This window comes from Pseudomonas sp. JY-Q, from assembly GCF_001655295.1.
GTDB classification, from domain to species: domain Bacteria; phylum Pseudomonadota; class Gammaproteobacteria; order Pseudomonadales; family Pseudomonadaceae; genus Aquipseudomonas; species Aquipseudomonas alloputida.
On sequence record NZ_CP011525.1, the window covers coordinates 1,681,142 to 1,707,814 of the forward strand.

The window sequence follows — 26,673 nt, forward strand, 5'->3', positions numbered from 1 at the left end:
AATCAGAAAAAAGAACTCTGGGAGCCTATGAACAAAGTACGCAAAAAACTGCTCGGGTTACCGCGTAGACAGAAGCGTCTGTTGCAGGTGCTGACAGATGTAGTGCTGGTATGGGTTGCACTTTGGATGGCATTTGTGGTGCGTTTGGGCATCGACGACATGGCCAACCCCTTGATTGACCATACCTGGTTGTTCCTTTGCGCGCCTGTGGTTTCCATCCCTCTGTTTATCCGCTTTGGTTTGTATCGCGCCGTCATGCGCTACTTCGGCAACGACGCTCTGATTGCCATCATCAAGGCCGTCACGCTGTCCGCACTGCTTCTGGGGTTCATCATTTATTGGGCCAGCAACCACCAGAACGTCGTGCCACGCTCAATCACCTTCAACTACTGGTGGCTCAGCCTGATCATGATCGGCGGGCTGCGTCTGGCCATGCGCCAGTACTTCCTGGGTGACTGGTTTGCCGCAGCCGCGCAACATGTACCGTTCGCCCAACGTGACGATGGCCTGCCCAAAGTCGCCATCTATGGTGCAGGTGCCGCCGGTAACCAGCTGGTCGCCGCCTTGCGCATGGACCGAGCCATGCGCCCAGTGGCATTCATCGATGACGATGCCAGCATCAGTGATCGCGTGATTGCAGGGCTGCAGGTTTACCGTCCAGAACAACTTGACCAGATGATCAACGTGACGGGAGCCCAGGAAATTCTGCTGGCCATCCCTTCATCAACGCGCACCCGTCGCAGGGAGATTCTCAACTTCCTGGAAGGCTATCCGCTCCATGTCCGCAGTGTGCCGGGCATCATGGACCTGGCCAGCGGCCGGGTGAAAGTCGATGATATTCAGGAGGTCGACATTGGCGACTTGCTGGGGCGGGATACAGTGCCTGCCCAGGCTGACCTCCTGGAGCGCTGCATTACCGAGCAAACGGTGTTGGTGACCGGGGCTGGTGGTTCTATTGGTTCAGAGCTTTGCCGGCAGATTTTGGGGCAGACGCCCAAGTACTTGCTGCTTTTCGATCACAGTGAATTCAACCTCTACAGCATCCTCTCCGAGCTGGAGCAGCGCGTTGCCCGTGAATCCCTTACGGTCAGCCTGGTACCCATTCTGGGCTCGGTGCGCAACCAGTCCCAGCTACTCGACATCATGCGCACCTGGCACGTCGACACTGTCTATCACGCAGCTGCCTATAAGCACGTGCCGATGGTGGAGCACAACATCACCGAAGGCCTGATGAATAATGTCATCGGCACACTGCACACTGCCCAGGCCGCGTTGCAGGCCGGGGTTGCCAACTTCGTGCTGATTTCCACCGACAAGGCCGTGCGCCCGACCAATGTGATGGGCAGCACCAAGCGCTTGGCCGAGATGACCCTGCAGGCGCTGAGTCGCGAAGTGGCGCCGGTGCTGTTTGGCGACAGCAGCAACGTTTCGCAGGTGAACAAAACCCGCTTCACCATGGTGCGCTTTGGTAACGTGCTGGGGTCATCGGGGTCGGTGATTCCACTGTTCCACAAACAGATCAAGGCGGGCGGCCCGCTTACTGTCACCCACCCCAAGATCACCCGCTACTTCATGACCATTCCCGAGGCCGCGCAGCTGGTAATTCAGGCCGGCTCGATGGGCAAGGGCGGCGACGTATTCGTGCTGGACATGGGCGAGCCGGTAAAAATTGTGGAACTGGCCGAGAAGATGATTCACCTGTCTGGCTTCAGTGTGCGCTCCGAGCGTAACCCGATGGGTGATATTGCCATCGAGTTCACCGGGTTGCGCCCGGGGGAAAAGCTGTATGAAGAGTTGCTGATTGGCGATAACGTCATTGCGACCCGTCACCCGATGATCATGAGTGCCAACGAAGACTTCCTGCCCTGGGATACGCTCAAGGAGTTCCTGCGGCAGTTGATGGAGGCAGCCGCGGTTGATGACTTTGTGCGGGTACGGCAGTTGCTGCGCGAAACCGTGAGCGGCTATTCGCCGGAAGGCGAGATTGTCGACTGGATTTACCAGCAGCGGCGCCTGGAGCCCTGACCTTGCTTCGCAGCTAAACTCGCTTCCACAGGGCCGCTCCAGCCTGAATGTCACGTTGACATCGTCTTCGCTCTCGAATCGACCGCCGACAGTCTAGAATCCTGAAAGTGGAAGAGCAGACCCTGACAACGGAAGCAGACAAACATGACCATTCTGGTAACCGGCGGTGCAGGTTTTATCGGGGCGAACTTCGTTTTGGACTGGCTGGCCGGCGATGACGAACCCGTGGTCAACCTGGACAAACTCACCTATGCAGGCAACCTGCAGACCCTGAGCAGCCTGCAGGGCGACAAGCGCCATATCTTCGCGCACGGCGACATTGCCGATAGCCGGCTGGTCGCGGAATTGCTGAATGCCCATCAGCCCCGCGCCATCATCAACTTTGCCGCCGAGTCTCACGTCGACCGCTCGATCCATGGCCCGCAAGCCTTCATCGAAACCAACGTCGTCGGCACGTTCCAGTTGCTGGAAGCCGCGCGTGCATACTGGGGCGGCCTTAATGAGCCGGCGAGGCAGGCATTCCGCTTCCTGCATGTGTCTACCGACGAAGTGTATGGCTCTCTGACTGCGGACGAGCCGGCTTTCACTGAAACCCACCAGTACCAGCCTAACAGCCCGTACTCGGCCAGCAAGGCTGCCAGCGACCACTTGGTGCGTTCGTACTACCACACCTATGGCCTGCCGGTGCTGACCACCAATTGCTCGAACAATTACGGCCCTTATCACTTCCCGGAAAAGCTCATCCCACTGATGATCGTCAACGCCCTGGCCGGCAAGCCGCTGCCGGTGTATGGCGACGGTCAGCAGATTCGGGACTGGTTGTACGTAAAGGACCACTGCAGTGCCATCCGCCGCGTGCTGGAAGCCGGCAAACCCGGTGAGGTTTACAACGTCGGCGGCTGGAATGAAAAGCCCAACCTGGAAATCGTCAACCGCGTATGCGCGCTGCTGGACGAACTGCGTCCTCGCACCGACGGCAGGCCCTACGCCGAACAGATCAGCTACGTAAGCGACCGTCCCGGCCACGACCGCCGTTATGCCATCGATGCCCGCAAGCTGGAGCAGGAGCTTGGCTGGAAGCCTGCGGAAACGTTCGAAACCGGCATCCGCAAAACCGTGGCCTGGTACCTCGACAACCAGGACTGGGTGCAGAACGTGCAGTCTGGCAGCTACCGCGACTGGGTAGAAAAAAACTACGCAGGGCGTTCTGCATGAAGGTGCTGCTGCTGGGCAAGGACGGTCAGGTAGGCTGGGAACTGCAACGCAGCCTGGCCCCTCTGGGGCAGTTGCTGGCGCTGAACGCTCGCAGCCAGGCGTACTGTGGCGACCTGGCTAACCTGCCAGGCCTGGCTGAAACGGTCCGGGTCTACGCCCCCGATGTCATCGTCAATGCGGCGGCCTACACTGCCGTGGACAAGGCCGAGAGTGACCGTGAGCAAGCCTTCAAGATAAACGCCGAAGCCGTCGGCGTGCTGGCCCGCGCTGCCGCCGACTGTGGCGCACTGCTGGTACATTACTCCACCGACTATGTGTTCCCGGGGCAGGGTACCCAGCCCTGGTGCGAAGACGACGGCGTTGACCCGCTGAATACTTACGGCGCCAGCAAGCTGGCCGGCGAGCAAGCGATCCAGGCTGCCGGTTGCCAGCACCTGATTTTCCGCACTTGCTGGGTGTATGCCGCACGCGGCAACAACTTCGCCAAAACCATGCTGCGCCTGGCTACGGAGCGTGACCGCCTGGGCGTGATCGATGACCAGCACGGTGCCCCGACAGGCGCCGAACTGATTGCCGACATCACCGCCCACGCCATTGTCGCCACCCGCCGCAACCCCTCCCTGGCTGGCCTGTACCATCTGGCCGCTGAGGGTGAAACCACCTGGTGCGGCTATGCCCGTTATGTACTTGAGCAAGCGGCGGTCCAAGGTGTGCCGCTGAAAGCGCATGCCGAAAACGTCACCCCATTGACCACAGAGGCCTACCCGACGCCGGCCATGCGGCCGGCCAACTCGCGTCTAGATACCCATAAACTGCAGAAGGCCTTTGCCCTGACCCTGCCAGACTGGCGCCTGGGTGTGGCTCGCATGCTGACGGAAATCCACGAGAAAGGACCACTATGAAGCGTAAAGGCATCATTCTGGCAGGTGGGTCGGGTACCCGCCTGCACCCGGCGACCTTGGCAATTTCCAAGCAACTGCTGCCGGTGTACGACAAGCCGATGATCTATTACCCGCTTACCACACTGATGCTGGCGGGCATTCACGACATCCTGATCATCTCCACCCCGCAAGACACCCCTCGTTTCGAGCAACTGCTGGGCAATGGCCACCGCTGGGGCATCAATATCACCTACGCCGTGCAGCCATCCCCGGACGGCTTGGCCCAGGCGTTCCTGATTGGTGAAGATTTCATCGGCAACGCCCCCACCGCGCTGGTGCTGGGTGACAACATCTATTACGGCCACGACTTCCAGCAGTTGCTGCGCAGCGCAATGGACCGCCAAGGCAGCGCCAGCGTGTTCGCCTATCACGTGCAAGACCCTGAACGTTATGGCGTGGTCGAATTCGACGGGCAGGGTAATGCGATCAGCCTGGAAGAGAAACCGGCCAAACCCAAGTCCAACTATGCCGTGACCGGGTTGTACTTCTACGACAACGACGTGATCGAGATTGCCAAGGGCATTCGGCCATCCGCGCGTGGTGAGCTGGAGATTACCGACGTGAACCGCGCGTACCTTGAGCAGCACCGCTTGTCGGTGGAAATCATGGGGCGCGGGTATGCCTGGCTGGATACCGGGACGCATGACTCGTTGCTTGAGGCAAGTGGGTATATCGCGACGATCGAGCGGCGGCAAGGGCTGAAGGTTGCATGCCCGGAAGAGGTGGCATTCCGGCAGGGGTGGATCGATGCCCAACAGTTGGAAACGCTGGCAGCACCGCTGGCCAAGAATGGTTATGGCCAGTATCTGCTGCGTTTGATTCAAGGCACGGTTTATTGAGGTAACAACCTCGGCGGGGCGGAACCGTCATTCCAGTGGCGGTTCAACTTGCGGAAGGGGAGGTTGTAGGCCAATCTCCACCCGCCATTCACCGTCGCCGCCACCACCGTATTCGCGGGTAAACTCGCTCCTACGCAGATTGGGGGTGGACACACATTGATGATTGGGCGCAGGCCGTCGTGTAGGAGCGGGTTCACCCGCGAAAGGGCCGGGCCTGCTGGCCAATTCCCCCCCGTCGTTCACCGTCGCCGCCGCTACCGTATTCGCGGGTAAACCCGCTCCTACACAGATTGGGGGTGGACACACATTGATGATTGGGCGCAGGCCGTCGTGTAGGAGCGGGTTCACCCGCGAAAGGGCCGGGCCTGCTGGCCAATCTCCACCCGCCATTCACCGTCGCCGCCGCCATCGTATTCGCGGGTAAACCCGCTCCTACGCAGATTGGGGGGTGGACACACATTGATGATTGGGCGCAGGCCGTCGTGTAGGAGCGGGTTTACCCGCGAAAGGGCCGCCGCTGCTGGCCAATTCCCATCAGCCGTTCACCGTCGCCGCCACCACCTTATTCGCGGGTAAACCCGTTCCCACGCCGTGAACCATCCCTCACCCCAGGGTTTTCCCACCCCGGCAACCCGCGTATCATCCGCATACACACATCTGAACATTCCCACGCGAGTCCCAGACCATGAGTCTTGCGCCCCCTGCGTGCATGGCAGTTTCAGGTACCCAGACAATCATCAGTGACATATAACGACTGGCCAGTTTCGTGGCCGGGCCAGGCATGCCGGCTGTCCGACGGATGGGACGGTGCCCGATGAGATTTGAAGGAATAGGTTTTGATCAAGCGTAGAAAGGTTGCAATCGTTGGTTGTGCGTACCGTTTTCCTGGCTCTTCCAATGCGGGCTTCTGGCAAAACCTGATGGAGGGCCGCGACCTGGTGACTCAGGTTGACCCGTCGCGTTGGAACAAACGCGAGTTCCTGCACCCGGACAAGGCCAGCCCTGCAACCAGCTACACCTTCGCCTCAGGCACCTTGGGTGATATCAGCGCTTTCGACGCTGGCTTCTTCAGCATCTCGCCGCGTGAAGCCGCGATGATGGACCCGCAGCAGCGCATGCTGCTGGAAATGTGCTGGGAAACCTTCGAAAACGCCGGGGTCAAGCCGTCCAGCCTGCGTGGCAGCAACTGTGGCGTGTACCTGGGCATCGCCGGTGTCGAGCAGTCCTACCGCCTGCTCGAGGACCTGTCGGCCATCGATGGCGCCACGGCGACCGGCAACACCATGAGTATCGCGGCCAACCGCCTGTCGTTTTTCTACGACCTGCGTGGCCCAAGCATGGCCATCGACACCGCCTGCTCGTCGTCGCTGGTGGCCTTCCACCAGGCGTGCCAGGCCATCCTCAGCGGTGATGTCGACCAAGCCGTGACGGGCGGTATCAGCCTGCACATGCACCCGTTCGGTTTCATGATCTTCGCCAAAGCGACCATGCTGTCGCGCACCGGGCGCTGCCAGTCGTTCGACGAAAACGGCGACGGTTACGCCCGCTCCGAAGGCGGCGGGTTGTTCCTGCTCAAGGACTACGACCAGGCAGTGGCCGATGGAAATACCATTTTGGCGGTGGTGGCGGCCAGTGCGGTGAACACCGACGGGCGCAAGTCCAGCCTGACCCTGCCCAATGCCGAGGCCCAGGCGGCGTTGCTCAAGCGCGCCTACACCCAGGCCGGCATCGCACCCGAGCAGTTGGACTACCTGGAGGCCCACGGCACCGGTACCGCTGTGGGAGACCCGATCGAAACCCGCGCCATCGGCGAGGCGCTGGGCCAGGCGCGCGGCGCCGGCAACCCGCTGCCAATCGGCTCGGTGAAAAGCAACCTCGGGCACCTTGAAGCCGCCTCTGGCGTGGCTGGCCTGATGAAGGCACTGAACTGCCTGGCCGAGCGTACCGTGCCCGCTACCATTGGCGTGCAGGCGCTCAACCCGAACATCGCATTCGCCGACCTCAACCTGCAGGTGGTCACCGAGCCCCTGCCGCTGAAGGCCGATGGCCAGTTGACCGTGGGGGTGAACTCGTTCGGCTTTGGCGGCGCCAACGCCCATGTCATCCTGCAAAGCCCCGAGCTACAGGCGCCGGCAGCGCAAGCGGTCAGCGCCCGGCGCGTGCCGTTACTGCTCAGTGCCAAGAGCGAAGAAGGCCTGCGCGCAACCGCAGAACGCTTTGCCGCCTACCTGGCCGGGCAGCCGCAGGCCGACTATTACGATGTGGCCTACCAGGCGATGTTCCGTCGCGATGCGCACAGCCATCGCCTGCTGCTGGTTTGCGACACTGCAGCCGAAGCTGCCCAGGCGCTGGACGACTATGCCCAGGACCCGACCCTCAGCGAACTGAGCGCAGTGCTGGAGGCCGGCCAGGCCCTGGACGGCGCCTCGGCACCGGTATTTGTCTATTCCGGCAACGGCTCGCAATGGCAGGGCATGGGCCGGGCGATGCTCGACCAGCCGCTGTTCGCCGCCGCCGTGGATGAAGTTGACGCGTTGTTCCAGCCCTTGGCGGGCTACTCGCTGCGCGCCGAGCTGCTGGGTGACAACGGCGAAGGCCGTTATGCACGTACCGAAATCGCCCAGCCTGCGCTGTTTGCCCTGCAAGTGGCGGTTACCCAAGTGCTGGCTGCCGAAGGCATCCACCCGGTGGCGGTGATTGGCCACAGTGTGGGTGAAGTGGCCGCGGCCTGGGCCAGCGGCGCGTTGAGCCTGGAGGACGCCACCCAGGTCATCTACCACCGCAGCCGCCTGCAGGGCCTGACCCGTGGTACCGGGAAGATGACGGCGGTCGGCCTCTCGGGTGAGGCCACGGCGCAACTGATTGCCGAACTGAAACTGGACGGCCGCCTGGTGGTGGCGGGCGAGAACAGCGCCCGCGGCGCCACTGTGGCCGGTGAGGTCGACGCCCTGGCACTGCTGGAGGCGGCCCTGGAAGAGCGCCAGGTATTCGCCCGTCGCCTGGACCTGGACTACGCCTTCCACTCGCCGGCCATGGACCCGATCAAGCAAGCGGTTATCGACGACCTCGCGCATATCCGCCCGCAGGCTACGAAGATTCCGTTCTACTCCACTGTTGTTGGTGGCCAGTTGAACGGCGAACGCCTGGACAGCCAGTACTGGTGGCAGAACATTCGCTTCCCGGTGCTGTTCCAGGGCGCGCTGGCTGCCTTGGTGCGCAATGGCCTTAACCTGTTCGTCGAAGTGGGCCCGCATGCGATTCTGCGCAGCTACGTCAGCGATGTGCTGGTCGAGTGCGAACAACCGGGGCAGGTGATTGGCACCCTCAAGCGCAACGACCACAGTCCGCTGTTGCTGGAACGTACCGTAGCCCGCCTGCAGATTGCCGCCGTGGAGCCACAGTGGCAGGCACGCTTCCCGGTGGCGGGGCGCCCGCTGCGCCTGCCTAACTACGCCTGGCAGCGCGATCACTTCAGCTTGCCGGTCACGGCCGAGGCCTATGGCCCGCTGAGCCACGAGCGCGTGCACCCGTTGCTGGGTTACCCGGTAACGGACCAGGCGCTGACCTGGGAAAACCGCCTGGATACCCAGCAGTACCCGACCCTGGCCGACCACAAGGTGGGTGAGTCGGTACTGTTCCCGGGTGCAGGCTTTACCGAGCTGGCCCTGGCGGTGGCGCAACTGCACCAGCCGGGCGAGTTCGTCGATATCGAAGAGCTGGAAATCCACAACCCTCTGCTGCTGAGCAGCGAGGTCAGCAAGAAAGTGCGCGTGCAGGTGGAAGAGGCCGATGGCACATTGCGCATCAGCTCGCGCACGTTGATGCAACGCGAAGACTGGGTACAGCACGTGGTCGCACGCTTGCCGGGCGAAGCGCGCGGTGTGCTGCTGGACACCCGGGCACCGGCGTTGCCAGCCCGCCCGGCAGACTTCACCGGCGAGCAGCACCTGGCAATGACCTGCGCGGTTGGCCTGAACTACGGCCCCGCTTACCAGACGGTGGCCGCAGCCTGGGTGGAAGGGGCGCGCGTGCTGGCTCAGTTGGTCGTGCCTGCTGCCATTGAACACGAACTGGCAAGCCTGCACCTGCACCCGGCGCTGCTGGATGGTGCCTTCCAGCTGATTACCGAGCTGCTGGCCAGCCGCCAGGGGCATGACGATGGCCTGGCGTTCATCCCCGTCAAGCTTGGGCGCATTGCCTTTACCAATGCTGGTGGTGTGCCGGTGCTGGCCGAGGTGCGCCAGCGCAAGCGCACCGCGCATTCGCTGCTGGTCGACTTCACCTTGTTCGATGCCAGCGGCGCTGCCGTGCTGGCAATCAAGGATGCGCGCATGCGTGCCGTGCGCCTGCAGTACGACCGCAGTGGCGATATCAAGCGTATGGCCCATGTGGGGCAGGCCGCGCCAGGCGCAGTTGTGCCTGTGCAGCGTAACGCCGTGGCCTGCTCGCCGCTGGCCGAGGCCTTGCAGTGCCTGGCCGACGAGCCGGCACAGGTGCGTTACCTGAATGAAGTGGAGCCACTGCTGGATGTGCTGTGCAGCAGCTTTGTCCTCGATGCGGTGGAACAGGCCGGCGGCCGCATCAGTGCCGAGCAGGTCGCGCAGTGGTCGCAGGGCCAGGGCGACTTTCTGGCGATGCTGTTGCGCTATGCCGAGCACGACGGCGGCCTGCAGCGTAGCGCTGACGGCGGCTGGCAACTGGTCGACCAGGGCGAGCGCCCGACATCGCAGGCTATCTGGCAAGAGCTGTTCAGGAGCTACACATCGCAGGCTATCTGGCAAGAGCTGTTCAAGAGCTACCCCGAGTACTTCCAGATTATCCATTCCGTTGGCCGTATCGGCCGTCATCTGTCGGCGTTGCTGGATGGCAGCCAGGCCTTCGACACCCTGCTACCGCGCGAAACCAGCGGCGCCAGCCTGGCGCGGCTGGTGCTGGGTGCGGCAGGGCAGCAGCACCTGCTCAGCGGCATTGGCCAGACCTTGGCCGCGCGCCTGGCGCAGCTGCCGCCCGGCCAGCGCCTGCGGGTACTGGAATTCGGCTTTGGTGGCGCTTCGTTTGCCGAGCTGTTGTACGCCGGTCTGGATTTCGATCGCCTCGATTATGCCTACTGCGTCGCCGAGCCCGAGCTTGAGCAGCGCCTGCGTGACGATTGCCCGGCGTTGGAGGTACTTGGTCTGGAGCAACTGGCCGAAGCCGGTACGTTCGACTGGGTCCTGGTGCCTACCGACTTCGGCCCCCTTGGTACCGTGGGTGACGCCTTGCGCCTGGCCAGTGGCCGGCTCAACCCGCACGGCCAGTTGGCGCTGCTTGGGCAGTACCCGGCGCGCTGGGCCGATTTCGTCTTCGGTGCCCAGCCAGATTGGTGGCTGGCCGGCCCGCAGCAGGCGTTGTCGCGCCAGCAAGGCCCGGCGTTCTGGAGCCATGAGCTGCAGCGACATGGCCTGACCGCGCTGCGCACGCTGGAGGCGTTGCCGGGTAACGCCTGTGGTAGCTACCTGTTGCTGGCGGACAAGCCCGCCGGTGCTGACACTGCTGCACCCGTGGCCGTGCAGCGCTGGGCCGTACTCGCCGAAGCCGGGCAGGGCGCTGCCCTGCGCCTGGCAGAGCAACTGCGCGCCCAGGGCCAGCAGGTTGACCTGTTGCAGCCGGGTGACGCCCAGGCGCTGGCGGCTCAGCTTGGCGCCTTTGCCCAGCCCCCTGAGCATGTGCTGCACCTGGCCGGTTTCGACAGCGGCACAGGCCTCGATGGCCAGGCCGAGCGCTGCATGCAAGCGGCCGCGCTGGTGCAGGCCTGTGAGTCGCTGACGATCGCCCCGCAGTGCTGGCTGTTCAGCCGTGGCGCTGCCGAGCACCTGTACAGCGTCGACACCGCCGCTGAGGTTGCGGCCATCGGCGACGCCGCCTTGTGGGGCTTTGGCCGCACCCTGGCCAACGAATCCCCGCACTGTCGTATTCGCCTGCTCGATCTGGCCCACGCGGCAGCGGTCGAGCTGGCGGTACCAGCGTTGCTGCACGCCGACAGCGAAACCGAGCTGGCCCTGGACGCCGAAGGCCGTCGCTACGTGCCGCGCCTGCGCGTGCTGGCCGACCAGCCGCGCCGCGCAGTGGGCGATGCGCAGTGGGTGTGCCTGGGCTTCGACCTGCCGGGCCAGTTGCGCAACCTGCGCTGGGAAGTGCGTGAGCCGCGTCAACCGGCGGCGGATGAGCTGGACATTCAGGTGCGCGCGACGGGCCTTAACTTCCGTGACGTGATGTTCGCCCTCGGCCTGCTGTCGGATGAAGCCATCGAAAATGGCTTCTCCGGCCCTACCCTGGGCTTCGAATTTGCCGGTGTGGTGCAGGGCAAAGGCGCCGAGGCAGTGGGCGACTTCGCCCCGGGTGACCGTGTGGTGGGCTTTGGCCCCTGCAGCTTCGCCAACCGCCTGGTCACCAACGCCAACGCCGTTGCACGCATCCCCGAAGGGATGTCGTTCGAAGCAGCGGCGACCATTCCGAGTACCTTCTTCACCGTGTACTACGCGCTGCATCACCTGGCGCGCCTGGAGCCGGGCGAGAAGGTGCTGATCCACGGCGCTGCCGGTGGCGTGGGCATCGCGGCCATCCAGATCGCCAAATGGCTGGGCGCAGAAATTCACGCCACCGCAGGCAGCGACGAGAAGCGCGACTTCCTGCGCCTGCTGGGCGTCAGCCACATCTACGACTCCCGTTCGCTGGCGTATGCCGACCAGGTGCTGGCAGCCACCGGTGGGCGTGGCGTGGACGTGGTGCTCAATTCGCTGGCCGGTGAGGCCATCAACCGCAACCTGCAGGTGCTGAAGCCGTTTGGTCGCTTCCTGGAGTTGGGCAAGCGCGACTTCTACCAGAACACCCGTATTGGCTTGCGCCCGTTCCGCAACAACATCAGCTATTTCGGTATCGACGCTGACCAACTGATGAGCGAGCGCCCCGCGCTCACCCGCCGCCTGTTCGCCGAGATGATGGAACTGTTCGAGCAGGGCATCCTGCACCCGTTGCCGTTCCGCGAGTTCGACGCCAACCAGGTGGTCGAGGCCTACCGTTACATGCAGCAGGCGCGGCAGATTGGCAAGGTCGTGGTGACGTACGCCAACCCGATCCAGCAAACCGTCGACACCCGCGTGCAGCCGGTGCGGGCACTGAAGCTTGCCGCCGATGCCAGCTACCTGGTCACTGGCGGCCTGGGTGGCTTTGGCTTGCGTACTGCGCAGTGGCTGATCGACAAAGGTGCCCGTCACCTGGTGTTGCTGGGCCGTCGTGGCCCGGCCAGTGAAGAGGCCCAGCCGCAGTTGGCGTTGTGGCACGCCCAAGGTATCGATGTGCAGGCCGTGGCGTGCGACATCACTGACCGTGAGCAACTGCGCGGGGTGTTTGATCGCATTGCCGCCAGCCCATGGCCACTGCGTGGCCTGGTGCACGCCGCGACGGTGATTGACGACAGCCTGATCCGCAACCTTGACGGCGACCAGTTGTGTCGCGTGCTGGAGCCCAAGGCCAAGGGCGCGCAGTACCTGCACGAGCTGACCCAGGGCCTGGCGCTGGACTTCTTCGTGATGTTCTCCTCGGCCACCACCTTGTTCGGCAACCCCGGCCAGGCCAACTACGTGGCGGCCAACCACTGGCTCGAAGCCCTTGCGCGGCACCGTCGTGCTCAGGGCCAGGCAGCCACCGCCGTGCTGTGGGGCGCCATCGACGATGTCGGTTTCCTGGCGCGCAACAGCCAGATCAAGGACGCCCTGCAGAGCCGCATGGGGGGCTCGGCGCTGCGGGCTGAGGCAGCCTTGGCACAGCTCGAGGCCATGCTGTTGCAGGGTGATAACGGCCATGGCGTGCTGGAGCTGGACTTCAAGGCCCTGGCGCGCTTCCTGCCGAGCGCCACTACACCGCGCTTCAGCGAACTGGCCCGTGCCTATGGCGGCGACCATGAGGATGAAGGTGGCGGTGAGGACATCCAGCGCATGCTGGAGGAGCTTGACGATGGCGAACTGCTCGAACGCTTCGTAGACATGCTCAAGCACGAGGTGTGCGAGATTTTGCGCCTGCCGCCAGCACGCCTGGATGCCCAGCGCCCGCTGCAGGAAATGGGGCTCGATTCGTTGATGAGCGTTGAGTTGGTGGTGGCGCTGGAAGAGCGTTTCGGTATTCGCCTGCCGGTGATGGAACTGAGCGACAGCTCCAGCATCGACAAGCTTGCCGCACGCTTGCTGGAGCTGCTGCGCGGTGAAGCGAGCAGCGGCGAAGAGCAACTGGCGCAGAATGTGCTTGCCCGCCATGGCAGCGAACACAGTGCCGAAGAGTTGGCGCAGTTGAACGCAGCCTTGGCCGACAGCAACGCGGCACCCAACCGACTGATTGATTAAGAGTGCCAGATGACAGCCAGAACCCCGACCGGCCTTGGTGGTGATGCCAAGCAACGCCTGATCCAGCAAGCCCTCGCCCGGCGCCGCCATGTGGCTGCCGAGGGCGAGCAGGGCGCCACCCTGGAGCAGGTACAGCAGGCTGCCCTGAAGGTGCCCGAAGCGCACTATCGCTTTGATCAGCACCCGGGGTACCAGCAACTGCGGGTAATCCAGCAAAGCGCCATGCAGTTGGGCGTGAGCAACCCGTTCTTCCGTATGCACCAGGGCACCGCCGGTGCTCAGACGCAGATTGGCGAGCGCGAGTTTCTCAACTTTGCCAGTTACAACTACCTGGGCTACTCCGGCCACCCGACCGTGGCCGAAGCGGCCAAGGCGGCGATCGACCGCTACGGCACCTCGGTGTCGGCCAGCCGCCCCGTTTCTGGCGACCGCCCGCTGCACCGCGAACTCGAGCGCGAACTGGCGCGCCTGTACGAGGTGGACGATGCGGTGGTGATGGTCAGCGGCCATGCCACCAACGTCACCACCATCGGCTACCTGTTCGGGCCACGCGACCTGGTGGTGCATGACGAGCTGATTCACAACAGCGTGTTGCAGGGTATCCAGCTGTCGGGTGCCCGCCGTCTGAGCTTTGCCCACAACGACTGGCAGGCGCTGGACCGCCTGCTGGGCGAGCAACGCCAGCACTTCGAGCGGGTGCTGGTGGTGGTGGAAGGCATCTACAGCATGGACGGCGACTACCCCGAGCTACCCCGGTTCGTCGAGCTCAAGCATAAGCACAAGGTTTTCCTGATGGTGGATGAAGCCCATTCACTGGGGGTGATGGGGGCGACGGGCAAAGGTATTCGTGAGCATTTTGGGTTGGCTGGCGATGACGTCGACATCTGGATGGGGACCTTGAGCAAGACCCTGGCCAGTTGCGGTGGGTACATTGCGGGCCGCACGGCACTGATCGAGCACCTGAAGTTTCTGGCGCCGGGCTTCTTGTACAGTGTTGGCATGCCGCCGGCGGTCACGGCCTCTGCGTTGGCAGCGTTGAAGCTGCTGGCTGCTGACAGCGAGCGGGTAGCGCAAGTGCAGGCGCGCGGGGAGCTGTTCCTGCGCCTGGCGCGTGAAGCTGGGCTGGACACGGCGACCAGTACCGGGTTGGCGGTGATCCCGGTGATTACCGGCAGTTCGTTCAAAGCCGGGCGCTTGTCCAGCGCCCTGTTCGAGCGTGGCATCAATGCCCAGCCGATCCTGTACCCCGCGGTGCCGGAGCATTCGGCGCGGGTGCGGTTTTTTGTGTCTTGCGAGCATACGGAAGAGCAGATCAGGCATACCGTTGCGGTGGTGGCGCAGGAGATGGCGCGGCTGGGGTGAGGGCCACGCTTACAGCCAGATGGCATCCCAGTGTGGGTATTCGCCGACATTGGGTGCCAGGCCGGCCCTGACCGGGTTGGCAATGATGTACCGGGCGGTATTGAGCAGATCATTATCCTTGCGCATGGCGCGATCGCAGTAGCCCGCCTGCCAGATGGGGGTGGCTGTTACACCAGCCTTGTGCAAGGCATGGCTGGACCTTGATTTGAAGCGGCGCATCAACGTGGCCAGCGTCACCTGTTTCAGTTCTATCAGCCAGTGCACATGGTCGGGCATGACGACCCAGGCCAGCGTGGCGCAGCTGTTTTCCCGGTCTGCCTGGCGCAGGTGATTGACCACCAGCCTGGCCAGGTTGAAGTTGTGAAACAGGGGGCGGCGCTGGTGGGTGACTGTGGTCAGCATGTATAGCCTGCCGGGGTGTGAAACCCGGTGGCGGCGCAGATGGTGGGCGTGGGCGTATTGCATGGGGTCATCCTTGAGGCTTCGATAGTTCGAGCCAGCGTAGACGCCCACATGACGCCAGCAGCGATTCAACCATTGCAGAATGTGCCCACCGACCAGGGGGGCGGTGATTGGCCAGGGATATTGGCCAGCAGGCCCGGCCCTTTCGCGGGTAAACCCGCTCCTACACGACGGTCTGCGCCCAACCACCGATCTGTGCCCCCCCCCGATCGGCGTAGGAGCGGGTTTACCCGCGAATACGGTGGCGGCAGCAACGGTGAACGGCCAGGGATATTGGCCCGCAGGACCGGCCTCTTCGCGGGTAAACCCGCTCCTACACGACGGCCTGCGTCCAGCCACCGGGCCGGGGACTGGGCGTGGGTCAGATATGCGGTGCCTCATACGCATTCAACTGCTCCACAAACCGCCAATGGCTCTTCTTGCCAAACCCCATCAACCGCTTCAACCGGATATCCCAACGCATGTGGTGGTTGGCAATCCATGGCAATGCAAACAGGTGCGCCCCGCGCCAGGGGATGAACGGGTTACGCCGCAGGCTGGCATAAATCTCGACGCGGTGGCTGGCCTGATGGCTTGCACAACGGGCATGGAAACCAGACGTGTCCGCCACCACCAAGGTGTTGGCTGGCACGGCAAAGCGACGGGGCGGCGGCAAGCCGAGGGCCGCCAGCTCGGGCTCGTCGATGCGGAACGAACCCTCACGGTGCATCTGCTCGCCGGAGCGCGCCGCCCCCAGGCTTTGACGGTACTCCCAGGCCAAACGCTCCGGCGTCAGGCGGTGCGACCCCGGCACATAACTGAACGGCCCTTGGTCATCCGCCACATCGTCCAGAAACAACCACGCCTTCGCCGTGGGGTGAAAGGTGTCGGCATGCAGGCGGGTCTGCGGGTCCTGGTCGGCATTGGCGGCGTCGATCACGATCGACTGCAACTGGTAGGTAATGCCACCGGTATTGGACGACGCATAGGCAATCAGGTCGCGCACCCCACGGTCCGCCACAAACGCCGCACTGGCCGGGTTTTGCGCCAGCACGTCCTGGTCAAGGCTGACCCGGCGGGTAACCGCGCGGCCCTGGCGCATTTCCCAGCCGGTGCTGCGCAATGCACCCAGCTCGGCGCGCAAGGCCGCAAACTGCTCGGCAGGCAGGGCGTTTTCGCGAATGAAAAAACCGTTCTGCTCAAAATGCGCGCGCTCACCGGCATCCAGCCGCGAGGCCAGCGCATTGCGACGGTAACCTGCCATGGCCATCGCCAGCTGACGACGCTGCACATGCAGGCCCAAGGCATTGAGCCGGGCACTGCCCAGCACCGGGTTGTTCTCGAACGACTTGGCATGGGTAGCCAACTGCAGGCAATGCCAGGGGAGTGCCGCGTAACGGCCGATGTCCTTGATCGAAACAGGCATGATCTAGTCCTTTGATGGGGCCAATGGCCGGCCACAGCCGAGCATGGTCCGGGTATAGTTGAGCAACGGCGCCACTCGTCGATAGGCCACCGGCGCCGGGTGGGGCGCGCTGAGGCAGGCGAGGGCGTGCCAGGCATCGCAGGGCAGGTCTTGCTGGACGTCGGCATAGCGCGCATAGCGCAACAAGGCGCCGGCTACCAACTGGTCCAGAGTTAAACGCCGGGTGCGGCGGGGCAAGGGCTGATGGTCCTCGGTCAGGCCCCAGCCGGCATAGAACGGCGTGCCATAGGTGACCACCGGCAGCCCGCGCAGCAAGGCCTCGAAACCAGCGGTGGAACTGAGCGTATGCAGCGCATCGACCGGGCCATACAGGCTGGCGATGTCCACACCCGCCAGTACCTGATCGGCCAGCCCCACCAGCTGTGCCGGGGCGATGTGCCCACGGCGCTTGCCGGCCTCCACGTCGGGGTGCGGCTTGTACAGAATCCAGGCATCCGGCAACCGCGCGCGCACCTGTTGCAGCAGCCGCAGGTTGCACCCGGCACCGCCACCGCTGCACAGCGCCGAGGCATCATCCTCGACCTGGCCCACCACCAGTACCCGCCGCTGGCCCGGTTGCCCCAGCAGCGCCGGGCGCACATTGCTGCGCAGGTTGAACTTGCTGGTGCCGCTGGCAACGATCTGCGCCCGCAAGCGCGCCGCTTCGGCCAGGCATGGGGCGTCAAATTCGCCATGCTGCAACAGCTGCTCCAGGTCGCTGGCAGACTGCGCATCGTAATGAATGCCACCCCGGTCCAGCACCAGTGACAGCGCCGGGCTGTTGGTCGCCCCCAACCCCGTGGAGCGCAAGAAACCATCCTCGACCCGCCACACTGGCACCCCCGCCTGGCGCGCACGTTCGGCCAGGCCGGCCGGCTCGCGCGCAGCCCATACCAGCAGCCGACCCTGTTCGGCCGCTACCTGGCTTATCAGTTGCGGGCTGTCCACGCTGAAGCGCAGCTGCCCCCAACGGCTTGCGAAAAAACGCCGGATGTTGTGCTGCTTGTGCCGCTTCACGCCCAGCACCGTGGTGGGGCCGGCAAACGCAGCATCGCGGGCTTTCTTGCTGGCCAATTGGCGGGCAACGGTCAAGGCATCGGTCAACTGGCCGCTCAATGGGTCGACATAACGGCAGTAACGCACATAGGCCGCCGCCACCAGTTGCACAAGGTCTGGCCGTGCCTGCCGGCGAGCAATGGCCATGCGGTCATCGGTCAGCCCCCAGCCCGCATAGAACGGCAGCCCGAAGCAGGTGACCGGCACGCCCTGGATCAACGCCTCCAGCCCGGCCTGGCTGGTACCCACGTACACGCGCCGGGCACGCCGGGCCAGTGACGCCCAGGCTACCGGCCGCGCCTCCAGCGTTACCCCACGGGCCCGCGCGGCATCCAGCAGACAACTGGGCTTTTGCCCGCCCAGGCAATCTGGGTGAATGCGAACGCGCACGTCGGCATCCGGGTTTTCTGCCAGGGCCTCATCCAGCATTCGCACATAGTCGGCTTCGCATAGCCCGCCGCCCGGGATCGAATAATCCCCGGCAGTTTGGTCCACCACCAGCACCAGCGGTCGTTCACGGCCCAGCGGGTCGTCGTCGGGCAGGTCCTGGGCGTTGTTGTACTTGCCGATGCCGCTGCTGCGCATCAAGGCAATCAGTTCGCGGGCGCAATTGAGTTCGTATGCGCTGAGCGCCTCGGGCTGCTGCAGGATGTTTTCCAGCAGCGAAGGGCGGTCGGCCAGGTAGTGGATGCCCACCGGGTCGACCACCATGGACATTGGCGTATCGCCCTCGATGCCCAGCGAAGAAGAACGCAAAAAGCCGTCTTCCAGCGCAATGTAGGGCAGCCCCCAGCGCTGGCACAGCACCCGGGCATGGGCCGACGACTGCTTGTAGCCGATACCGGCAATGGCCTTGAGCCCCTTGGGCGCCTTGCGGCCACGGCGCCACAGCCAGAAGGGCGGGCCTTCCGGGCCGAGGAACTGCGGCAGGTGCAGGACCTTCCAGGCCACCCATTGCGACATGATGCCGACCCAGCCGGTGCCGTCTACCAGGGCATCGGGTGGCGAGTAACCTTCGGGCGGGTGGGGTACAAAGGGAGGCGTGTTGTGCATTACACGGCCCGCCACATGTTGCGCACCGGCGGGAACGGCACCCAGCGCTTGCGGCGCAGGGCAAAGCCATTATGCAGGTACAGGTGCTGCGCCCGATGATTGCTCAGCGGCACCTCCAGCTCTACCTGGGTAAAGCCCTGGCCGGCGGCGTGCGCGCAGCACGCCTGCACCAGCGCCGAGCCTACGCCGTGCTGGCGTGCGGCCTTGCTGACCCGCAGCCCGTACAGCAAGAACGGGTAGCGCCATTCGCGCAGTTCGCTCAGGCAGAACCCGATAAACCGCACCCAGCCGCTCAACAGGCCAAACTCACGCACGAACGGCCGCCAGTGCCAGGCAAACGGCCCGCGCCGGCCATGCTTGAATGCGGCAAAGCCCAGTGCCTGCTCGCCGTCGAAAGCCAGCAGCACACGGTCCCAGTGGATAGCCGCCCCCAGCAAGCGATAGCGGCAGGCCGTATTGCCAATCAGGAACGCCAGCGACCCCCGCCCCTCGGTCAGCAAGCGGGCCAAGGCAGGGTCTGCGGCACGCTCGGGCGACAGATCCGATCCCAAAACGATACGCACCACGTTGTCAGGCTACCCCGGCACTGGCCATGGGCGTGTCCTGGCGGGTTGCCGGCGCCAGGGCATGGGCCAGCAATGTGCTCGACAACTGCTGCACCGGCATGGGCTTGGCCCCGCAGCCAGGCTGGCGGCGGTTGGACCACACCAGGTAGTCGGTATCACCTGCGGGCGCACCAACAGCCTGGTACACCTCGGGCAGGATCGGCACATGGTCGCCAAAGAAGCACAGCAGCGCCTCGTTCGGCTGGGCCAGCAAGGTGTCGCGCAGCATGCCCAGCATGCGGTTGGCGTTGCCAATGTGCCGCACATACGGCGCCAGGTCTTTCATGCCCGGTTGCAGCGGGCGGTCGAACCAGGCGGGCAGCTCGTGCGCGGCTACGCTTTCCAGGTGCAACGGGCCATGGTTTTCCATGGTGACCGCATGGATGAACAGCGGCTGTGTGCGGCCTGGCGCCTGCAGCAGCGCGCGGATTTTGTCTGCCACGGCGCAATCACCAATGAACGGCCCGGCCTTTTGCGAAGCGTTGAACGCCTTCACATCGATGAATTCATCAAAGCCCAATGCCGGCAACACCTTGTTGCGGCCATAGAAACCACCGTCGTACGGGTGGATGCAAATGGTCCGGTACCCCTGCGCCTTGAGCCTGGAGGCGATACTGGGCAGGCCTTGGCGGGCCAGCACCCGGTACGGGTTGAAGCGGTGCACGCCCAACCGGTCGGCAGGGATGCCGGTCAGGTAGGCGAACTCGGTACGCACCGTATTGGCGCCCCAGGCTGCCACTTGCAGTTTGCCCCGGGCCAGCGCCTGGCTGGCCAACAGGTCGTACTGGTCGAGCACTTGCGGGCGCACGCCAGGCCACAGCCCACGCACATCGAAGAACGACTCGCTCTGCACCGAGACCAAGTCCGGCAGCGCCCCGGCCTGGGCCGCTGTCGCCTGCGATGCAGGCTGCCCAGAGGCCGGCACACTTACACCAGCAAACGGCGAGCCCAGCCCGTCCCGGTCAACCGACGCCCGCGCCGCCCAGAAGTACCGCCACAAGCTGGCCGCCAAGCCCCAGCCACGCACATCCTGCTCGGCATCAAAGCTCGGCTTCACAGGCCGATGCCCCAGGCGCAGCAAGCCCAGGCCCAGCGCCAACGGCAGCAACGCCTCAAGCCGCGCGCCCGCCACCTCGAAGTTCAACCCCGCCCACAGGTAAACCAGAAAGCCCACCGCCAGCAGCGCGGCCTTGCCAAAGCCAAAGAACGGCAAGTACAACCGCGGGAACTTCACTGCATCGCTGAAATACTCGAAATCTGCACACACAAACGGCTCGCGCAGCGAGTGATACTTGGCGTTGCTGACCAGCACGATCAGCAGCCACAGCAGCAACACATTCACGCCACTGAACAACGGCCGCGCCGTCAGTGCATACAACAGCCCGAAGGCCACACACCACAGCCCCGCGTGCAGCAGCCAGCAATCGGCCGGGCGACGCAGGGCAGGGCGGGGAACCAGCAGGCGCTCGACCGCGACGGTCAAGCCCAGGCCGATCAAAGCGACCGGCAACATGGAAACATCAATCACTGTACTTCAACCCACGCAGGATCATCGAAGAAAGCCACTGCGGGATAAGCCCCAGCAGCCAGGTGCCCAGGTTGAGCGGGAACGGAAAGCTGATACGCGCCTGGTTCGCCGCCAGCCCGCGCTTGATACGCCTGGCCGCTTTGTCGGCGGTCCACAGAAAAGGTTTAGGCCCGGGCATTTCGAAGCACATCTTCGACTCCACATACCCCGGCACAATCACATTCACTTTCACCCCTTCCGGCGCCAGCCAGTCGCGGATGGCCTCGCCATACACACGGATAGCGGCCTTGCTGGCGCTGTAGGTCGGAGTGACCGGCAAGCCACGCCAGCCCGCCAGCGAGCTGAACAGGGCGATCTGCCCGTCGCCACGGCTGCGCATGGCGGGCAGGGCGGCCTCGACAGTGGCCAGGGCGGCCATCACGTTCACTTCCATCAGGGCGCGGCTCTCGTCCCAGTCTTCCGCTTCGCCATTGGCGCCCACGGCGGTGTTAAGCCCCGCGCCCACCAGCACCAGGTCGGGCTGATGCTGCTCGCTCACCCGGCGCACCATGGCCCGCAGGGCGTCCAGGTCGCGCACGTCGAGGGCTTCCAGCAGCACCTGGGCACCCAGGGCGCGGCATTGTTCGGCCATTTCGGCCAGGCGGTCCTGGCGCCGGCCTTGCAGGATCAGCGTCACCCCCGGGGCGGCGTAGGCAGGCGCCAACGCGCCACCGATACCGCCTGTGGCGCCGGTGATGAGGATGCAGCGGGGTGAGGCATGCGAACTCATAGGTATTTTTCGATTCTTGAGGTTTTCGCCATCAGCACTTCCAGGCAGTTGGCCACGGCCATGTCCATGCCGCAGGCGGTGTAGAAGCCGCCGTTGACCTGGGTGGTGTGGATGACCGTGTTGCGGAAGCGTTGAAACAGCGTGTTGTCGGGCGCTTCGGGCTGCTGCCAGAAATCATCCAGCCCGCCCTGATGGGTTAGCCCCGGCATCGCGTAGATCGGCTCGGCCAGCGTGCAGGTAGGGCGGTGGTGCAGCAATGCAGAAGCCCCCGCGGTACTGTTGACGGTGATCATGCCGGTGATGTGCGAGAGCAGCGTAGGCATGTGCCCGCTTTCCATGAAGTCGACACGCTCGGCCACGTCGTACTTGCGCGCCAACTGCTCGGTGACCTTGCGGTAGTTGACCAGCCCAGGCGTCAACGGGTGGTTTTTCACCAGCAGGCGCGCATCGAAGGGCGCGTTGAGCGAGAACGAGTCGATTACATGCTCGATCACCTGGGTCATGTTCTGGAACGGCGAGTGGTCGCGGATTTGCGCATCGCTGTCCAGCTGCAAGGGCAGCAAAAACGTGGGGTGCCGCTCGCGGGCCACTTCGGCCACCAGCGCGTCGTCATGCACACGGGCGCGCAGCAGGCGCATGCCCTGGCGGATAAACCCGGCGTACTCCTTGGCTGCGTTGAACGGGGCATGGGTGCGGTAGCGCGGGAAGCACAGCCGGTTCAGCGCGCCGCCGGCGTGGTACAGCACATCGTGCGTGGCACGTGCGGCGAACGACAGCTTGAACGGGTTGCCATTCTGATAGCGCGGAATGTACTTGCCCACATCGCGGTACCACTGCGGGTCACGTGGCAAGCGCGAGTTGTTGTTGACCCCATCGCGCTCCAGCGTCACCCAATAGGGCCGAAAGTAGCCTTCCTCGAACACGTGCACGCGAATACCCGACAACCGCGCCAGGGTCACGGCCGGGCGGTGTACCGGGCGGCAGTCGCCGAATAGCACCAGGTCGGTGATACCCAGTTGGCGGAACACCTGTGAATACCAGGCCTCCATGTCTTCCGGGGCGTGCGGGCAGGTCAGCTGCGCGCCGCCGGGGCCATACAGGGCGTCACCGACGTTGAAGCGCACACTGTGCACCCGCTGGCCGATATCCCGCAGCCCCTTGGCAAGGCGGCTGAAGAAGGGCGAACTGACACCCTGAAGCAGCAGAAAATTGTGTGACGGGATACGCAGCAGCGGACCACGCGTCGCCCTTGCATTCAGTTGGTCGGGCGCTTCATGCCCAACAAACTGCTCAAGCGTCGTTTCAAGTCCTGCCATCGGGAGGGAGCTCCAGGCTGCGGTAAGGCGTGCCAATTTTGTAGTTCGTATAAGGTTCGTTCGGCGGTGGTGAAGCGGTTGGTCACCAGGCTTACGTAAGTGGGGTAGAGCAGCAGCGTGCCCGCTACCAACTGGTCCAGCGTCAGTTGTCGGCTGCGCCGTGCCTGCACCGGTGCTTGAAGGTCCATGTCGCGGGTCAGCCCCCAGCCGGCGTAGAACGGCTGGCCATAGGTCGTCACCGGCACACCGCGCAGCAGGGCCTCGAAGCCCGACTGCGAGGTCAGCACATGCAATTCGTCGACCACTTCCAGCAATTGCTGCAGTGGCGTATCGCCGATCACTTCATCGCACCAGTGCACGGTTTGCGCTTCGTCGTCACCACGGGCGCGCGTGCCGGCCAATACCTCTGGGTGGGGTTTGTACAGCACCCACGCATCAGGGTTTTGCTCACGCACGGCGCGCAGCAGTTGCAGGTTGCTGCGGATACGGTTGCCGCCAAAGCGGATGGACGCATCGCCCTCCACCTGGCCAGGCACCAGGATCACCCGTTGCGCATGCGGGGGGCGCTGCCAGCTGGCGCCGGGCAAGTTGTACTTGGTCAGCCCCGCCGCGCAGATGGCCAAGCGCAAAGCATGCGCGCGGGCTAACAACTGCGGGTCGAACGGCTCTTCAGCCAGGATGCGCTCCAGGCGGGAAGGCCGGGTGGCGTCGTAGTAAATACCCAGGTCATCGACCACCCACGACAACGGTCGCGCCTTGCCGGCGCCCAGGCCGACCGAGCGCAGAAAGCCGTCTTCCACCCGGTTGACGGGCAGTGGGTGGGCGCAAAGGTGAGTGTCGTGCTTGCAGCCCCAGGACACCACGGGCAAGTCTTGCGCCAGCGGTTGCTCGGGCTTGACGAAGCGAATGGCCGCGCCATTGAAAAACAGGTTTGCCAGCGGTTCTTTCCAGCGGCTGAAACCCAGCATCTGTACGGTGTTTGGCAACACGCTGCGGTGCCGCCGTTGCAGGCCCAGCCAGTTGATCAGCACCTCTGGCGTACACGGCTGACCACGTTCTGGGCAGACATAGCGCGGGTAGGCCACCAGGCTGGCGTGAATCAGTTGCGCCAACGGCGCAGGCTTGCGGCGTGAAGGTGCCGGCAAGCGGTCGTCGGTCAGCCCCCAGCCGGCATAGAACGGCATGCCCCAGGTGTGCACCGGTACGTCCCAAAGCAGGGCATCGAAGCCCAATTGCGACGTCATCACGAACACTGCACGCATGCGTGGCAGCAAATCGGCCGGGTGAACATTGTGGGCCAGTACCTGCACCCGCGGGTTGCCGGCCAGCGCTGCCAGGTCGAAGTGCCCGGCCTTGCGCCCGGCCACCACGTCGGGGTGCACCTTGAGCACGATGGTGCTATGCGGATAGCGGGCCAATGCCGCCTCCAGCATGGCCCGGAAGTCGCTGGCCCCTGCACCTTGCAACGAGGCATCGCCACAGGTCTGGTCGGCCACCAGCACGCAGTCGGCCGGCAACGCTGGCAGCTCGATGCGTGCGTCGTTGTACTTCGACACCCGTTGCTGCTGCCACAGGTCACGTAGCGCCAGGGCACGTTGGGTTTGCTCGGCGTCGAGGGGCGTGGCGATCAACTGTTCGAGGCGGGACGGCTGGGAAGCGTCGTAGTACACCCCCACGTCATCGACGATCAGCGACAGGGGCGGCTCGTCGGCGCCCAGGCCCACGGAACGGATGAAGCCGTCTTCCAGCGTGAGAACGGGCTTGCCAGCCTTGTGCGCCTCGGCCATTGCCTTGATGGCGCTTGGCTTGCGGCCCCAGGCCATTACCCAATCAGCGAGCTCGACATCGCGCACAGCACCGCTTTGCAGCGCGAATTCGGGCAGCAAGGCAGGCAACGTACTGATGCGCTGGGCTCCTTTTGACAGGATCAGCAGGCGAGGGCGGGGCGAAGCGTCGTCCATATACGTGGAGCGGCATCCATTCAGCAAAGGGGCGGCATGGGCTTATAGCCCTGCGGGTCCGGTGGAAACAAAGGATGGCGAATCTTAATACAAATTCACATTTGTAGGCGTGCCGCTGGGCAAAAAACGCGAAAAGAAATTAGACGATATGTGCAGATGATGACCTATGGCATCAAAATGACATCCGATCCCGGCAAACTCCCCGAAACCGCGGCGTACCGCGCCGCTTGGGAGCGTAACGCACGCCTGTAGGAGCGGGTTTACCCGCGAAGCTTTTTCCCCCATGGGTACAAAAGCTCATCTACTCCTGCTCCAGCATCCCCAGCAAATAGTGGTATTTCTCCAGCAATAACCCCATCCGGTCGCGCTCCTTGTACTCAGCTACCGTTTCTGGGCGCAAGCAATGGAACAGCGCTGTGAGGAGGAACACGTAGCGCAAGTTCCCTAGCGCCTGTTCCACATCGAAGCGCTCCGGCAGGGCTGCTCGGTACGTTTCGATGAACTCGGCCTGTGCTGCCAGGAATACCTTCATGTCTTTGCGCCGGAACAGGCTGCCCAGGTAGGCGCCGCCGTCAAAGCCAATCCGCCCTACCTTTACCTCGCTCCAGTCGATGAGGTGAAGTTGGCCCTTATCGACGAAGAGGTTTTTCTGCAGGTAATCCATGTGGCTGATACATCGGGGGCTGCGACGGGCCTCGGCTGCCATCTTATGAGTCAGCGGTACAAACGCCTTGAAGTGTTCTGCCAGGCCGGAAAAACGCTGGTCTTCAAGCCCAAGCTTAACCAGCTCTGGGAAGCAGCGGGCAAAGTTGAAGCGTGGTCGCAAGAGGAACCATGGTCTGAAGAAATCCATGCTCCACAACAGGGGGGTCTTGCCAAGCGGTTGGGCTTGCAAATAGTCGTGGCTGAGTGCTTCAAGCTCGGCCATACCCAGCGCCAGTTGCTTGGCAATTTTGTGCATTCGCGGCGGTTTGCCGCGCACGAACTCGGTGAAGATCAAGCTCTCAGATGGCGTCTCGATCACGCCCAAGCAGGCGGGGTAATGGAAGTGCTTGCTGCCAGCCAGCATTCCCTCGGTGCGATGGAAGCGGGCTTCCTGGCTTCCGATCAGTGCTAGCTTGCGAATCGACTTTTCCACAATCTCGACCGGCTGGCCGGTGCTGGGATCAACCAGGCGATGATGCCGCACGTATTTCACAAAAGAGGCGTTGCCGCCTAACACTTCGCTGGTGATCTCCAGCGGCTTGTCGGCCCATTCAGGTCTTAGCGCGCGCAGGTGCTCTTCGAGAGAAGCCCGCTGCCAGCGATAGAGCGTTTTGCTGCTCAAATGCGGGCTTGTAGGTGGGGTAATTACATCCATGTTGGCAATGCCATGCGTCCGGCTTAAAGCAGTGAAGGAAGGGTATGCTGCTGTATGAGAGTCTTGGGCACAATGAGAAATTGCATCAAGACATTGATTTAGAAGGACAAGAGGCTGAGCAGCATGGTGTTTGAAGCTAGTCAACCTAAGGCATTTCGCTTCTGAGAGGGTTGATTTCGGGGGCTCTGTTCTCTTTTGGCTGTTGCCCCAAACAGTAGGGTAGTAACGCACGCCACTGAAGATGTTTTGCGTAGCAAATGCGGTGCATCCGCGGTTCAAGGCTGCTCTCACAGAGGGCAGCGTGCGCAATACCCTATGGGAGCGACCTTGTGCCGCGAACGAGGGCCAAAGGCCCTCGCCTT

Annotated in this window: 15 protein-coding genes; 6 read left to right on the forward strand and 9 right to left on the reverse strand. The window is 63.7% G+C overall.

Annotation, left to right across the window (positions count from 1 at the left end; all coding sequences use genetic code 11):
- Positions 1–27: 27 nt before the first annotated feature.
- The 6 genes from AA098_RS07590 (at position 28) to AA098_RS07615 (ending at position 14,757) form a co-directional block, all read left to right on the forward strand.
- Complete coding sequence (locus AA098_RS07590) at positions 28–2,025, forward strand: nucleoside-diphosphate sugar epimerase/dehydratase (protein WP_064614023.1); 1,998 nt, start codon at positions 28–30, stop codon at positions 2,023–2,025.
- A gap of 144 nt (positions 2,026–2,169) precedes the next feature.
- The gene (gene rfbB / locus AA098_RS07595) at positions 2,170–3,240 is read left to right on the forward strand and encodes a dTDP-glucose 4,6-dehydratase (RefSeq protein WP_064614024.1); all 1,071 of its coding nucleotides are present in this window, start codon (positions 2,170–2,172) and stop codon (positions 3,238–3,240) included.
- On the forward strand, positions 3,237–4,142 hold the full coding sequence (gene rfbD, locus AA098_RS07600) for a dTDP-4-dehydrorhamnose reductase (protein WP_064614025.1): 906 nt from the start codon (positions 3,237–3,239) through the stop codon (positions 4,140–4,142). Before rfbB ends, rfbD begins: the two co-directional genes overlap by 4 nt.
- On the forward strand, positions 4,139–5,020 hold the full coding sequence (gene rfbA / locus AA098_RS07605) for a glucose-1-phosphate thymidylyltransferase RfbA (protein WP_004577194.1): 882 nt from the start codon (positions 4,139–4,141) through the stop codon (positions 5,018–5,020). Before rfbD ends, rfbA begins: the two co-directional genes overlap by 4 nt.
- Before the next feature lie 836 nt (positions 5,021–5,856).
- Positions 5,857–13,395, forward strand: a complete 7,539-nt coding sequence (locus tag AA098_RS07610; protein WP_064614026.1) for a type I polyketide synthase — start codon at positions 5,857–5,859, stop codon at positions 13,393–13,395.
- 9 nt (positions 13,396–13,404) lie between these two features.
- Positions 13,405–14,757 carry an aminotransferase class I/II-fold pyridoxal phosphate-dependent enzyme gene (locus tag AA098_RS07615; protein WP_054888755.1) on the forward strand — a complete coding sequence of 451 codons (1,353 nt, stop codon included), beginning with the start codon at positions 13,405–13,407 and terminating at the stop codon, positions 14,755–14,757.
- A gap of 9 nt (positions 14,758–14,766) precedes the next feature.
- Here the strand turns inward: AA098_RS07615 and AA098_RS07620 are convergent, their stop codons facing one another.
- The 9 genes from AA098_RS07620 to AA098_RS07660 all read right to left on the reverse strand — a co-directional run bounded on the left by AA098_RS07620 (position 14,767) and on the right by AA098_RS07660 (position 26,311).
- On the reverse strand, positions 14,767–15,222 hold the full coding sequence (locus AA098_RS07620; protein WP_054888756.1) for a transposase: 456 nt from the start codon (positions 15,220–15,222) through the stop codon (positions 14,767–14,769).
- 358 nt (positions 15,223–15,580) lie between these two features.
- The gene (locus AA098_RS07625; RefSeq protein WP_004577660.1) at positions 15,581–16,624 is read right to left on the reverse strand and encodes a phytanoyl-CoA dioxygenase family protein; all 1,044 of its coding nucleotides are present in this window, start codon (positions 16,622–16,624) and stop codon (positions 15,581–15,583) included.
- A gap of 3 nt (positions 16,625–16,627) precedes the next feature.
- Entirely contained in the window at positions 16,628–18,772 is a 2,145-nt protein-coding gene (locus AA098_RS07630; RefSeq protein ID WP_064614027.1) for a capsular polysaccharide biosynthesis protein, read from the reverse strand.
- Positions 18,772–19,338 carry an N-acetyltransferase gene (locus AA098_RS07635; RefSeq protein WP_054888761.1) on the reverse strand — a complete coding sequence of 189 codons (567 nt, stop codon included), beginning with the start codon at positions 19,336–19,338 and terminating at the stop codon, positions 18,772–18,774. The genes AA098_RS07630 and AA098_RS07635 overlap by 1 nt, the downstream gene beginning before the upstream one ends.
- Before the next feature lie 4 nt (positions 19,339–19,342).
- Positions 19,343–20,890, reverse strand: a complete 1,548-nt coding sequence (locus tag AA098_RS07640) for an LTA synthase family protein (protein ID WP_082916866.1) — start codon at positions 20,888–20,890, stop codon at positions 19,343–19,345.
- Positions 20,891–20,897: 7 nt separating this feature from the next.
- Entirely contained in the window at positions 20,898–21,674 is a 777-nt protein-coding gene (locus AA098_RS07645) for an SDR family oxidoreductase (protein WP_019437269.1), read from the reverse strand.
- Positions 21,671–22,990, reverse strand: a complete 1,320-nt coding sequence (locus tag AA098_RS07650; protein WP_054888763.1) for a capsule biosynthesis protein — start codon at positions 22,988–22,990, stop codon at positions 21,671–21,673. The genes AA098_RS07645 and AA098_RS07650 overlap by 4 nt, the downstream gene beginning before the upstream one ends.
- The gene (locus AA098_RS07655) at positions 22,930–24,951 is read right to left on the reverse strand and encodes a capsular polysaccharide biosynthesis protein (RefSeq protein WP_054888764.1); all 2,022 of its coding nucleotides are present in this window, start codon (positions 24,949–24,951) and stop codon (positions 22,930–22,932) included. Before AA098_RS07655 ends, AA098_RS07650 begins: the two co-directional genes overlap by 61 nt.
- Before the next feature lie 301 nt (positions 24,952–25,252).
- Complete coding sequence (locus AA098_RS07660; RefSeq protein ID WP_177331647.1) at positions 25,253–26,311, reverse strand: phosphotransferase; 1,059 nt, start codon at positions 26,309–26,311, stop codon at positions 25,253–25,255.
- Positions 26,312–26,673: the final 362 nt, after the last annotated feature.

Coding starts and splice junctions, on each gene's coding strand:
- AA098_RS07590 (WP_064614023.1), top strand. CDS start 28: ATGAACAAAGTACGCAAAAAACTGCTCGGGTTACCGCGTAGACAGAAG.
- rfbB (WP_064614024.1), top strand. CDS start 2,170: ATGACCATTCTGGTAACCGGCGGTGCAGGTTTTATCGGGGCGAACTTC.
- rfbD (WP_064614025.1), top strand. CDS start 3,237: ATGAAGGTGCTGCTGCTGGGCAAGGACGGTCAGGTAGGCTGGGAACTG.
- rfbA (WP_004577194.1), top strand. CDS start 4,139: ATGAAGCGTAAAGGCATCATTCTGGCAGGTGGGTCGGGTACCCGCCTG.
- AA098_RS07615 (WP_054888755.1), top strand. CDS start 13,405: ATGACAGCCAGAACCCCGACCGGCCTTGGTGGTGATGCCAAGCAACGC.
- AA098_RS07620 (WP_054888756.1), bottom strand. CDS start 15,222: ATGCAATACGCCCACGCCCACCATCTGCGCCGCCACCGGGTTTCACAC.
- AA098_RS07625 (WP_004577660.1), bottom strand. CDS start 16,624: ATGCCTGTTTCGATCAAGGACATCGGCCGTTACGCGGCACTCCCCTGG.
- AA098_RS07630 (WP_064614027.1), bottom strand. CDS start 18,772: ATGCACAACACGCCTCCCTTTGTACCCCACCCGCCCGAAGGTTACTCG.
- AA098_RS07640 (WP_082916866.1), bottom strand. CDS start 20,890: ATGTTGCCGGTCGCTTTGATCGGCCTGGGCTTGACCGTCGCGGTCGAG.
- AA098_RS07645 (WP_019437269.1), bottom strand. CDS start 21,674: ATGAGTTCGCATGCCTCACCCCGCTGCATCCTCATCACCGGCGCCACA.
- AA098_RS07650 (WP_054888763.1), bottom strand. CDS start 22,990: ATGGCAGGACTTGAAACGACGCTTGAGCAGTTTGTTGGGCATGAAGCG.
- AA098_RS07655 (WP_054888764.1), bottom strand. CDS start 24,951: ATGGACGACGCTTCGCCCCGCCCTCGCCTGCTGATCCTGTCAAAAGGA.
- AA098_RS07660 (WP_177331647.1), bottom strand. CDS start 26,311: ATGGATGTAATTACCCCACCTACAAGCCCGCATTTGAGCAGCAAAACG.